Origin of the sequence: Lelliottia sp. 489, assembly GCF_050435885.1 — a bacterium.
GTDB classification, from domain to species: Bacteria; Pseudomonadota; Gammaproteobacteria; order Enterobacterales; family Enterobacteriaceae; genus Enterobacter; species Enterobacter nimipressuralis.
On sequence record NZ_JBNDLC010000004.1, the window covers coordinates 323,992 to 336,076 of the forward strand.

The window sequence follows — 12,085 nt, forward strand, 5'->3', positions numbered from 1 at the left end:
ATTTCGTGTTAATTGAGTGTAAGTAAATGATCGATTAACCAGCAATGGTCATATCTTATTTATGAATTATGATATTTTACTTTTGTGATAATCGTCGTTATATACCCACAAATTAAAAAATAGTTTTAGCTTTTATTTTTAATACGTTATGAAAACAGCAATTTATTAGATATCGCTATATTACAGGCGCAATAAAACCGCCCGCAAATAATCATCACAGGCAGTTAAATTTATTTTATGCTTTATATTCCGAGTGCTTTTTTACCGGCGTTAATCACCTCGATAATTTTATCGGTATCATAAATACAGCCTTTCCAGGTCCCGCCGCTCACCGACTGCAACGCCGCCCAAAGTCGCGTATCGTCCGGCAAGAAATCGTGGGCATGTAACTCCGGGTGCGGCGCCCGACGCGCCAGCTCCGCAGCGCCCTCTTCCGGCGTAAGCGGATGCTGCGCCGTGCCGATGAAATTCACCCGGCCAGTTAACGAAAGCCTGTCCACCTCGATCTCGATGATGTCGTTATCGCGCAGCTTGCCAATCGGCCCACCGGCCAGTGCTTCGGGTGCTACGTGGCCAAAACAGGCGCCGGTCGATACGCCGGAGAAACGGGCGTCGGTGATCAGGGATACGGTCTTGCCCCAGGAGACGTGTTTTAGCGCCGAGGTTAACTGGTAAGTCTCTTCCATTCCGGTACCGGACGGGCCTCCGCCGATAACGACCATGATATCGCCGCGCACGATCTCCCCGCTTTTGATGGCTTTGATTGCCCTCGCTTCGGAGACAAATACCCGCGCCCGGCCAGTATGACGATACACACCGTCCTCACCCACCACCGACGGATCGATCGCCGTGGCTTTTATCACCGATCCTTCCGGCGCGATATTCCCCACCGGAAAGGCCACGGTGGAGGTCAGCCCGCGGGCTTTGGCCCGTTCCGGCGGCAGGATCACATCATCAGGATCAACACCGTCCTGCTCACGCAAACACTGACGGAAACGTTCGCGACGCTCGGAGGCTTGCCACCAGTCGAGGTTTTCACCGACCGTCTGGCCCGTCACCGTCATGGCATCCAGATGCAGCAGGCCGAGATCGCGCAGATGGAGCATCACTTCCGGCACGCCGCCCGCGAGGAACGCGCGCACGGTCGGGTGATAATCCGGTCCGTTCGGCAGCACGCTCACCAGGCGCGGCACGCTGCGGTTGATCCGCGTCCAGTGATCGACATCCGGGATCGTGCAACCCGCCGCATGGGCGATCGCAGGAATATGCAGCAGCAGATTGGTCGATCCCCCAAACGCGGCGTGGATCACCATCGCGTTTTCAATGGCTTTGTCCGTCAGGATATCGCGCGTAGTGATCCCGCGGTCGTCGAGCTGCGCCACAGCGCGGGCCGACTGTCGCGAAATTTCCAGCCACACATCCTGCCCGGATGGAGCCAGCGCTGAGTGTGGTAGCGCCAGCCCGAGCGCTTCGGCCACTACCTGTGATGTTCCGGCGGTGCCTAAAAACTGGCAGCCACCGCCCGGTGAAGCACAGGCGCGGCAGCCCAGTTCAGCGGCTTCCTGCAATGAGAGTTCATGGTTAGCGTAGCGCGCGCCGATGGTCTGCACCTTTCCGGCATCTTCGCCGAACGTTGGCGGCAACGTCGCGCCACCCGGCACCAGAATGGTCGGCAGATGGTGCATGGAGGCGAGTGCAATCATAGTCGCGGGCAGGCCTTTGTCACAGGTGGCGACGCCAATCACCGCCCTGCGCGTGGGGAGCGAACGAATAAGACGGCGGAAAACGATGGCGGCGTCGTTGCGGTACGGCAGAGAATCGAACATCCCGTGCGTCCCTTGCGAGCGCCCGTCGCAGGGATCGCTGACAAAGGCCGCAAACGGAATTCCCCCGTTGCGGGTGATCTCTTTTGCCGCCGCCTGCATTTGCAGGCCGATTTCCCAGTGGCCGGTGTGATACCCAAGCGCCACCGGGCGGCCATCTCCCGCGCGAATCCCGCCCTGAGTGCCGATAATCAGCACCTCTTTACCCGTGAGTTTATTGGCGTCCCAGCCCATGCCCGCGTTCTGCGTCATACCAAACAGGTTGCCACTCGGCGACTCCATCAGCATTTGCGGCGTCAGCGGCAGCGCGCCCTGCGGCCCGGCCGCATGGGTGATAACGGAATAAAATGCATCATCCTGCGGGGTAAAAATCGTCTCTATCGCCATCTTATCCTTCCGGTTCAGCAGAGTTTCAGCTGTTGCAACAGCGATTTCAGCTGCGCCTTGCGTGACTCATCCAGCGGGCTGGCTGGCGGCAGCACATAGGTCGAAACCGGCCGCCCGCACAGAGAAATCGCCTCTTTGATCACATTCACAAACGGCGTATCGAGCTGATACATCTGCGGGATTTGCAGCATCGTCTGGTGATACTGCGCGGCCTGGGCCAGATCGCCGTCGCGGAACGCCTGCAGCAGTTTGACCGAGACCTGCGGCGCAAAGTTGCCGCTGGCCGAAATGGCCCCGTCGCCGCCCAGCAGCAGCGTATTGAACAGGTGATCGTCATACCCGCAGAGCACAGTGAAGTGCGGATGCGCCCCTTTCACGGTCTGGATCATGCTGCGCAAATGGGCCACAGAGTCGATGGTGTCTTTGATGCCGACAATATTGGCGCACGTATCGGCCAGCGTTTTCACCAGCGCGGGCGTTAAGTCCTGGCCGGTCAGCGCCGGGAAGTTATAGAGGATCACCGGGAGCGTCACGCTGGCAGCCACCTGCTGGTAATAGCGGATCAGATTCTGCTCGGACACTTTCCAGTAATAAGGGTTAATCACCACAATGCCATCGGCACCCGCACGCTGGGCATGCTGGCTGAGTTCAATGGTTTCCCGGGCATTGGTTCCACCGGTGCCAATCAGCACCGGCACCCGGCGATTAACATGCTCAATTGCAAATTCGGCAATCGCTTTACGCTCGTCGGCATTGAGCTGAGAAAACTCACCCCCGCTGCCTAAAAAGAACAGTCCGTCGACGCCCGCATGAATCATGTCGTCGATGAGCGCGGCGGTGCCGGATTTATCGAGCTGGCCTTCGGCGGTGAAAAGGGTGGAGACAGGTGGAATAATCCCCGAGAACTGCACGGTCTGCTGCATGTGATCTCCCTGTTGATACAGTTTGTTCTACATTATAGAACAGCGTTCATTTATTTGACTCTCATACTAAGCCGCGACGCGCAAAGAGGTAAACCGGGAAAAATCAGTAAGGGGCGATTTTTTAGACTGGATCACGAAATGATGAAACGAGGGATAAAAGTTGTAGCCCGGTGAGCGAGGCGCCACCGGGCGAGGGAAATTATGCCACCAGCATCTTCACGACGACTTTACGCACATGCGCCGGGCTGCCCACCGCACACAGCGGTTTATGCACTTCGCCCGGGTAAAACACCACAAAATCCCCTTCGCTTAACACCACGGTTTTTTCCTGATCGCCTTCCGGCAGGAACGCGATGTCTTTATCCGCCAGCCAGTCGGTGTCCGGCGTGCCGTGGGGTAGCGTGCTGAACGTCATCCCTTCCTGGCCTTTCATGATGATTTGAATGTCCAGATAACGGGCATGATACTCCGCGCGGCGCTCGGCGAACGGCTGTGTCATGTCTTCTGAGACCAGATAAAACAGGTTGTTGCCGTCGATATCGTGCTTGCCGAGCGAGGTAGCGTCGGTGACGTGCGCTTTGACGTGTTCGATAGCCTGGCGCAGCTCTTCCGGCAGCCAGGACTGGAGGTGATGAATGTTGCCAACGATCATGAGTAAACCCTCAATATAAAACAATGTTTCATTTTCAACTTTTATACGAGAATTCTCTCTGCCATACCACCCCTTTTTTCACCCTCTTTGCGCCAGCGCATGTTTATCGGGAAATGTGTTATCCACCTGTTAAACCCTGCCAGGCAACTATGCACCGATTATGCATAACCACGGTCAGAGGCTTTGCGTAGATTCTTATAAGCCACTGATTTCGCGGTGCTAAGTAAAAAACGCCTTGTCGGGTCACAGTTTATCAATCCGTTTAATTTCAAATAATTTGGATAGTTATTTATTAATTTACCTTAGGACAAAAATAGTTAACGGAGATGAGTGCATATTCATTCTTAGTGAAAATTTTTATCCTTTTAAATCATACCGTTAGTTATTTATGTCTGATTATTTCATTATACATAACAATAACAATCTCAAATAACCCCAGCCAATTATGCTTAATGATTCATTCCCGAATATAACCTAATTAAGCATAATCTGACGCGAATCATGCAATAGAAAACAAAGCCGACAATATCCGATCTCACGTGAGCCACATCACAAAATACAATTCTTAACTGCCTACTATGGGCCTTGAAATCAATTGAGCTTAAAGGGCTATGGATTAATAACGATTCATAGCACAGCCCTTTTTATTCTGAAAAAACAGTTAAAGGAATAATTATGGAAAAGCATTACGTCGGTTCTGAAATTGGTCAATTGCGTAGCGTTATGCTGCATCGCCCGAATTTAAGTCTGAAACGCTTAACGCCGTCGAATTGTCAGGAGCTGTTGTTCGATGACGTTCTGTCCGTCGAGCGGGCGGGTGAAGAGCACGATATCTTCGCAAACACCTTACGCGAGCAGGGAGTGGAAGTCCTGCTGCTAACCGATTTACTCACCCAAACGCTTGATAATAAAGACGCAAAAGCCTGGCTGCTGGACACCCAAATCTCTGACTATCGCCTCGGCCCCACCTTCGCCAACGATGTGCGCGGCTGGCTGGCGGATATGTCCCATCGCGAACTGGCCCGCCGTCTGAGCGGGGGGTTGACCTACGGCGAAATCCCGGCCTCGATTAAAAATATGGTGGTCGATACCCATACGGCCAATGATTTTATTATGAAGCCGCTGCCCAACCATTTATTTACACGCGACACCTCATGCTGGATTTATAACGGTGTTTCAATTAACCCGATGGCAAAACCGGCCCGTCAGCGTGAAACCAATAATCTGCGCGCAATATATCGCTGGCACCCGGCGTTTGCCGATGGTGACTTTATTAAATACTTTGGCGATGAGAATATTAATTACGATCACGCCACATTAGAGGGCGGCGACGTATTAGTGATTGGTCGCGGCGCCGTATTAATTGGCATGTCTGAACGCACCACTCCGCAGGGCGTCGAATTCCTGGCCCAAAGCCTGTTTAAACACCGCCAGGCCGAACGCGTGATTGCCGTCGAACTGCCGAAACACCGCTCCTGTATGCACCTCGACACGGTCATGACCCACATCGACGTCGATACCTTCTCCGTCTACCCGGAAGTGGTGCGCAAAGACGCCCAGTGCTGGACGCTCACCCCGGACGGTCGCGGCGGCCTGCTGCGCACCCAGGAAACTGACCTGCTCCACGCCCTCGAAAAAGCCCTCGGCGTTAACCAGATACGACTGATCACCACCGGCGGCGACGCTTTCGAAGCCGAACGCGAGCAGTGGAACGACGCCAACAACGTGCTGACCATTCGCCCCGGCGTGGTAATTGGCTACGAGCGCAACATCTGGACCAACGAGAAATACGACAAAGCCGGGATCACCGTGCTGCCGATTCCGGGCGACGAACTCGGACGTGGTCGCGGCGGTGCGCGCTGCATGAGCTGCCCGCTGGAACGCGACGGAATTTAAAGGAGCCATCATGGAAAGAAAACCCACTCTGGTCGTGGCGCTGGGCGGTAACGCGCTGCTCAAACGCGGCGAACCGCTGGAAGCGGACATTCAGCGCCAGAACATCGAACTGGCGGCCCGCACTATCGCCGGACTCACCGCCCAGTGGCGCGTGGTGCTGGTCCACGGCAACGGGCCGCAAGTCGGGCTGCTGGCGCTGCAAAACAGCGCCTACGACAAGGTCACGCCCTATCCGCTCGACATTCTCGGGGCTGAAAGCCAGGGAATGATCGGCTACATGCTCCAGCAAGCGCTGAAAAACAACCTGCCGCAGCGCGAGGTGAGCGTCCTGCTGACGCAGGTCGAAGTCGATGGCAACGACCCGGCGTTTCGCAACCCGACCAAATACATCGGTCCGGTGTACAGCGAAGAGCAGGCCAACACCCTGCGGGCAGAAAAAGGCTGGGTGTTTAAAGCCGACGGCAGCTACTTCCGCCGCGTGGTGCCGTCGCCACAGCCGAAACGCATCGTTGAGAGCGACGCCATTACTGCCCTGATAGCGCGCGATCATCTGGTGATTTGCAACGGCGGCGGCGGCGTCCCGGTGGTGGAGAACGCCAACGGCTACCGCGGTATTGAAGCGGTCATCGACAAAGATCTCTCCGCCGCCCTGCTGGCCCGCCAGATAGAGGCCGACGCGCTGTTGATCCTCACGGACGCCGACGCGGTGTACCTCGACTGGGGCAAACCGACCCAACGCCCGCTTGCGCAGGTCTCTCCGGAGGTGCTCAAAACCATGAAGTTCGATGCCGGTTCGATGGGGCCGAAAGTTGCCGCTTGCCGTGAATTTGTCGAGGCCTGCAACGGTATCGCCGGGATCGGCGCGCTGGCCGACGGTGCCGCGATTCTGGCAGGCGACAAGGGGACGTTGATTCGCAATTGATTCCTATTTTTCCCTTCACCCTGCCCCTGGCATTTCCCCTCTCCCGTTAAGAGAGGGGCGGGTGAAGGGCACCAGACAGCTCAACATTTAACAAGGATCGCCACATGACCATTAACCTGAAAAACCGCAACTTCCTCAAACTGCTGGACTACACCCCGGCAGAAATCCAGTACCTGATCGATCTGGCCATCGACCTGAAAGCCGCCAAAAAAGCCGGGCGCGAAAAGCAGACCTTAGTCGGCAAAAACATCGCCCTGATCTTCGAAAAAACCTCCACCCGCACGCGCTGCGCCTTTGAAGTGGGCGCCTTTGACCAGGGCGCGCAGGTCACCTACCTCGGCCCAAGCGGATCGCAGATTGGCCACAAAGAGTCGATGAAAGACACCGCCCGCGTGCTGGGCCGCATGTATGACGGCATCGAGTATCGCGGCTACGGCCAGGCTATCGTCGAAGAGCTGGGCGAATACGCGGGCGTGCCGGTGTGGAACGGGCTGACCGATGAATTTCACCCGACGCAAATCCTCGCCGATCTGATGACCATGCTCGAACACGCGCCGGGCAAAACCCTGCCGGAGCTGAGCTTCGCCTATCTGGGCGACGCGCGGAACAACATGGGCAACTCCCTGATGGTCGGCGCGGCGAAGATGGGCATGGATATCCGTCTGGTGGCGCCGAAATCCTTCTGGCCGGAAGCCGGGCTGGTCGAGCAGTGCCGCGCCATCGCCAAAGAGACCGGCGCACGCATCACTCTGACGGACGATGTGAATGAGGGCGTTCACGGCACCGATTTCCTCTACACGGACGTGTGGGTGTCGATGGGCGAACCGAAAGAGGCCTGGGCAGAGCGTGTAAGCCTGATGAAACCGTATCAGATCAACGGCGACGTTATGAAAGCCACCGGCAATCCGAACGTGAAATTCATGCACTGCCTGCCCGCGTTCCACAACGAACACACCAAAGTGGGCCGTGAAATCGAAATGGCGTACGGCCTGAAAGGGCTGGAGGTGACGGAAGAGGTCTTCGAATCCCCGAACTCTATCGTCTTCGACGAAGCAGAGAACCGCATGCACACCATTAAAGCGGTCATGGTGGCGACACTCGGCGACTAATCACCGCCCGGCGCGGCCACAGGCTGCGCCGGGGCAAGGAGAACATCATGGGCAAGTTCAAATTTCCTTCCGCTTACACCATTCTCTTTTTCCTGATCGCCGTGGTCGCCGCCCTGAGCTGGATTGTTCCGGCCGGGCAGTACCAGATGGCAATGAATGCCGCCCTCGGCAAAGAAGTGCCCATTGCCGGAACCTACGCACACGTCGCCGCGCATCCGCAGGGGATCGTTGCGGTGCTGATGGCGCCGATCGCCGGGCTGTACGATCCTGAGTCCGGCCAGGCGGGGGCGATCGACGTCGCGCTGTTTATTCTGATCATCGGCGGCTTTCTCGGGATCGTCACCAAAACCGGGGCGATTGACGCCGGGATCGAACGCGTCACCACCCGGCTGCGCGGTCGCGAAGAGTGGATGATCCCGATCCTGATGGCGCTGTTCGCCGCTGGTGGGACAATTTACGGCATGGCGGAAGAGTCGCTGCCGTTCTACACGCTGTTAGTGCCGGTGATGCTAGCCGCCCGTTTCGACCCGGTGGTCGCCGCCTCCACGGTGCTGCTCGGCGCGGGGATCGGCACGCTCGGTTCAACCATTAACCCCTTCGCTACGGTCATCGCCGCCAACGCCGCGGGGATTCCGTTCACCAACGGGATCGCCCTGCGCGTCGCCCTGCTGGCGATCGGCTGGATCATCTGCGTGTGGTGGGTGATGCGTTACGCCCGCAAGGTGCGCCAGGACCCGTCCCTGTCGATTGTCGCCGACAAAGAGGCCGAGAACCGTGCGCATTTCCTCGGCGATAAAGGCCAGCAGTCGCTGGAATTTACCCCGGTGCGCAAAGTGATTCTGGTGATTTTCGCCCTCGCCTTCGCGGTGATGATCTACGGCGTGGCGGTGCTCGGCTGGTGGATGGCAGAGATCTCCGCAGTCTTCCTCGCCAGCGCCATTATCGTTGGCCTGATAGCCCGCATGAGCGAAGAAGAGCTGACATCAACATTTATCAACGGGGCGCGGGATTTGCTGGGCGTCGCGCTGATTATTGGTATTGCGCGCGGTATCGTAGTCATCATGGATAAGGGCATGATTACGCACACGATTTTGCACAGTGCCGAAGGCCTGGTGACCGGACTGTCGACGGTGGCGTTTATCAACGTGATGTACTGGCTGGAAGTGGTGCTGTCGTTTCTGGTGCCTTCTTCTTCGGGCCTTGCCGTTCTGACGATGCCGATCATGGCACCGCTTGCCGATTTCGCTAACGTCAACCGCGACCTGGTCGTGACGGCGTACCAGTCAGCCTCCGGGATTGTCAATCTGGTCACACCGACGTCCGCCGTGGTGATGGGGGGTCTTGCGATCGCGCGCGTACCGTACGTGCGTTATCTCAAGTGGGTTGCCCCGCTGCTGGGTATTTTGACGGTGGTGATCATGGTGGCGTTGAGCCTGGGTGCGCTTATCTGATTTGCCGGATGGCGCTGCGCTTATCCGGCCTGCGGTAATCTTTTTGTAGGCCCGGTAAGCGTTGCGCCACCGGGCATTTTTTGTTGGCAACAGAGATGGGAACCAGATGATGGAATATGGAGAATACTCCCCAAAAGAACAGCTTCAGCTCGCGGTATGCCAGAGCCTGATCAGCGAAAACAGCTATCTTTCTCAGGAAGAGATCCGCCGCGACCTACAGGAACGGGGGTTTGACAGTATCAGCCAGTCGAGCGTCTCCCGGCTGCTGAAATTGCTTGGTGTCATAAAAATTCGAAATGCCAAAGGACAAAAGATTTATTCGATGAATCCGCAGTTGCGCCCTGCGCCGGATGCAGCCCGTTCGATCTCCGAAATGGTGGTCAGCGTGGAGCACAATAGCGAATTTATCCTTATTCATACCGTCGCCGGATACGGGCGCGCCGTGGCGCGAATTCTGGATTATCACCAGTTACCGGAAATTTTAGGTGTGGTGGCCGGAAGCAGTATTGTCTGGGTCGCGCCCCGCGTAGTAAAGCGCACGGCGCTGGTACATAAGCAAATTAATTATTTACTCAGAACGCATTAATATTCAAATAGAACCGTTTGCACTGAGTAAAGTGTGCATTAATCGCTTGATCAGAAAATCGAGCTGAGTATAATGCCCGACAATTTGCCGGGAGGAAGTCATGGTCAAGCGTGTACGACATACAGTCATACCGCGTCTGAAAACAGACGCTGGCCTGCCGTTTTTCTTCCCGTTGATAACCCTATTCCCAGAGCCCCTCATTTGAGGGGCTTTTTTTTGCCCGGCGTCAGGAGATAAACATGAATCCGCTTTATCAAAAACACATCATTTCCATCAATGACCTCAGCCGCGAAGAGCTGGAACTGGTTCTGGATACCGCGGCAAAACTGAAGGCCAACCCACAGCCCGAGCTGCTGAAGCACAAAGTGATCGCGAGCTGCTTCTTTGAAGCCTCCACCCGCACCCGTCTGTCGTTCGAGACCTCGATGCACCGTCTCGGCGCGAGCGTGGTCGGCTTCTCTGACAGCAGCAATACGTCGCTGGGCAAAAAAGGCGAGACGCTGGCGGATACCATCTCCGTCATCAGCACCTACGTGGACGCGATTGTTATGCGCCACCCGCAGGAAGGCGCAGCGCGTCTGGCGACCGAGTTCTCCGGCGGTATTCCGGTGCTGAATGCCGGTGACGGTGCGAACCAGCATCCAACGCAGACCTTGCTGGATCTCTTCACCATCCAGGAAACGCAGGGGCGTCTGGAAAATCTGCACATCGCCATGGTCGGGGATCTGAAATATGGCCGCACCGTCCACTCGCTGGCCCAGGCGCTGGCGAAATTTAATGGCAACCGCTTCTACTTTATCGCCCCGGCGGCGCTGGCGATGCCGCAATACATTCTCGATATGCTCGACGAAAAAGGCATCCAGTGGAGCCAGCACGCCAGCATTGAAGAGGTGATGGGTGAAGTGGACGTGCTGTACATGACGCGCGTGCAGAAAGAGCGCCTCGACCCGTCCGAGTACGCCAACGTCAAAGCGCAGTTCATCCTGCGTGCCAGCGACCTCGAAGGCGCACGCCCGAACATGAAAGTGCTGCACCCGCTGCCGCGCATCGACGAAATTGCCACCGATGTGGATAAGACGCCGCACGCCTGGTATTTCCAGCAGGCAGGCAACGGCATCTTCGCTCGCCAGGCGTTACTGGCACTGGTTCTGAATCGCGAATTCGTTCTGTAAGGGGAAATGACAATGACACATGATAATAAACTCCAGGTTGAAGCCATCAAACGTGGCACCGTGATTGACCATATCCCTGCGCAGGTGGGCTTTAAACTGCTGACGCTGTTCAAGCTGACCGAAACCGACCAGCGCATCACCATTGGCCTGAACCTGCCGTCCGGCGAGATGGGCCGCAAAGACCTGATCAAAATCGAGAACACCTTCCTGACTGACGAGCAGGTCAACCAGCTCTCCCTGTACGCGCCGGACGCGACGGTGAACCGCATCGACGATTACGAAGTGGTGGGCAAATCGCGCCCGAACTTACCGGAACGCATCGAGCACGTGCTGATCTGCCCGAACAGCAACTGCATCAGTCATGCTGAGCCGGTGTCATCCAGTTTTGCAGTGAAAAAACGGGCGAATGACATCGCACTCAAATGCAAATATTGCGAAAAAGAGTTTTCTCATTATGTGGTGCTGGCCAACTAATTGAGGTTGGTATTGAGATTCCGGCCTCCTGTTACACGAAATCATTCGCACCGCATCAAGGCCAAATATACCCGGAAGCACAGGAAACTCTGTGACCGGGGTATGAGGACGCGGCCAACGAAGAGGCGGCGTGAAGGATGATGTGTATAATGGCCGGGACCCTTCTTAACGCTGTAATCCTGGAGAAAATATGAGCAAAGTACTTGCGACGGAAAATGCACCAGCGGCTATCGGTCCTTACGTTCAGGGCGTAGATCTCGGCAGCATGATTATCACTTCCGGTCAGATCCCGGTGAACCCGAAAACCGGCGAAGTGCCGGAAGATGTGGCGGCGCAGGCGCGTCAGTCACTGGAAAACGTGAAAGCGATCGTTGAATCCGCGGGCCTGAAAGTGGGCGATATCGTGAAAACGACTGTATTCGTCAAAGATCTGAACGATTTCGCGACCGTTAACGCCACTTACGAAGCGTTCTTCAACGAACACGACGCAACCTTCCCGGCGCGTTCTTGCGTAGAAGTCGCGCGTCTGCCAAAAGACGTGAAGATTGAGATTGAGGCGATTGCAGTTCGTCGCTGATCGGTACTGATCCGTTAAGCATCAGAGGTTATTCCGTTCACCTTATGTTCATCAGAATATAATGGGTTCATAACCTGTGAACGTGAAAAGGGGGCTGCGCGGCCCCCTTTTCA

The 12,085-nt window shown here is 56.2% G+C and carries 12 protein-coding genes; 9 read left to right on the forward strand and 3 right to left on the reverse strand.

The genetic code is table 11. The features are described from left to right. Positions 1 to 242: 242 nt before the first annotated feature. The 3 genes from ABIE11_RS15215 to ABIE11_RS15225 all read right to left on the reverse strand — a co-directional run bounded on the left by ABIE11_RS15215 (position 243) and on the right by ABIE11_RS15225 (position 3,785). On the reverse strand, positions 243 to 2,210 hold the full coding sequence (locus ABIE11_RS15215) for a YjhG/YagF family D-xylonate dehydratase (protein WP_123429576.1): 1,968 nt from the start codon (positions 2,208 to 2,210) through the stop codon (positions 243 to 245). Between the two features lie 14 nt (positions 2,211 to 2,224). After that, positions 2,225 to 3,133 (reverse strand): dihydrodipicolinate synthase family protein, encoded by a 909-nt coding sequence (locus ABIE11_RS15220; protein WP_319424072.1) that lies wholly within the window; start codon positions 3,131 to 3,133, stop codon positions 2,225 to 2,227. A 199-nt stretch (positions 3,134 to 3,332) separates the two neighbouring features. Further along, positions 3,333 to 3,785, reverse strand: a complete 453-nt coding sequence (locus ABIE11_RS15225; RefSeq protein ID WP_409256016.1) for a YhcH/YjgK/YiaL family protein — start codon at positions 3,783 to 3,785, stop codon at positions 3,333 to 3,335. Between the two features lie 675 nt (positions 3,786 to 4,460). On the opposite strand from ABIE11_RS15225, the gene arcA reads away from it, so the two are divergent. The 9 genes from arcA to ABIE11_RS15270 all read left to right on the forward strand — a co-directional run bounded on the left by arcA (position 4,461) and on the right by ABIE11_RS15270 (position 11,972). Further along, positions 4,461 to 5,681 (forward strand): arginine deiminase, encoded by a 1,221-nt coding sequence (gene arcA, locus ABIE11_RS15230; protein WP_100777812.1) that lies wholly within the window; start codon positions 4,461 to 4,463, stop codon positions 5,679 to 5,681. Positions 5,682 to 5,691: 10 nt separating this feature from the next. Beyond that, a complete protein-coding gene (arcC, locus tag ABIE11_RS15235) occupies positions 5,692 to 6,603 on the forward strand; it encodes a carbamate kinase (protein WP_429184813.1) in 912 nt (303 codons plus the stop codon). 104 nt (positions 6,604 to 6,707) lie between these two features. Further along, positions 6,708 to 7,712 (forward strand): ornithine carbamoyltransferase, encoded by a 1,005-nt coding sequence (gene argF, locus ABIE11_RS15240; protein WP_100777814.1) that lies wholly within the window; start codon positions 6,708 to 6,710, stop codon positions 7,710 to 7,712. Between the two features lie 47 nt (positions 7,713 to 7,759). Then, positions 7,760 to 9,163 (forward strand): YfcC family protein, encoded by a 1,404-nt coding sequence (locus ABIE11_RS15245; RefSeq protein ID WP_100777815.1) that lies wholly within the window; start codon positions 7,760 to 7,762, stop codon positions 9,161 to 9,163. A gap of 106 nt (positions 9,164 to 9,269) precedes the next feature. Beyond that, positions 9,270 to 9,749 carry an arginine repressor gene (locus tag ABIE11_RS15250; RefSeq protein ID WP_095280563.1) on the forward strand — a complete coding sequence of 160 codons (480 nt, stop codon included), beginning with the start codon at positions 9,270 to 9,272 and terminating at the stop codon, positions 9,747 to 9,749. 100 nt (positions 9,750 to 9,849) lie between these two features. Continuing rightward, positions 9,850 to 9,954 carry a pyrBI operon leader peptide gene (locus ABIE11_RS15255; RefSeq protein WP_095280562.1) on the forward strand — a complete coding sequence of 35 codons (105 nt, stop codon included), beginning with the start codon at positions 9,850 to 9,852 and terminating at the stop codon, positions 9,952 to 9,954. A gap of 34 nt (positions 9,955 to 9,988) precedes the next feature. After that, positions 9,989 to 10,921 carry an aspartate carbamoyltransferase gene (gene pyrB, locus ABIE11_RS15260; RefSeq protein WP_100777816.1) on the forward strand — a complete coding sequence of 311 codons (933 nt, stop codon included), beginning with the start codon at positions 9,989 to 9,991 and terminating at the stop codon, positions 10,919 to 10,921. Positions 10,922 to 10,933: 12 nt separating this feature from the next. Next, positions 10,934 to 11,395, forward strand: a complete 462-nt coding sequence (gene pyrI / locus ABIE11_RS15265; protein ID WP_100777817.1) for an aspartate carbamoyltransferase regulatory subunit — start codon at positions 10,934 to 10,936, stop codon at positions 11,393 to 11,395. A 190-nt stretch (positions 11,396 to 11,585) separates the two neighbouring features. After that, the gene (locus tag ABIE11_RS15270) at positions 11,586 to 11,972 is read left to right on the forward strand and encodes an enamine/imine deaminase (protein WP_100777818.1); all 387 of its coding nucleotides are present in this window, start codon (positions 11,586 to 11,588) and stop codon (positions 11,970 to 11,972) included. The last annotated feature ends 113 nt before the right edge of the window (positions 11,973 to 12,085 follow it).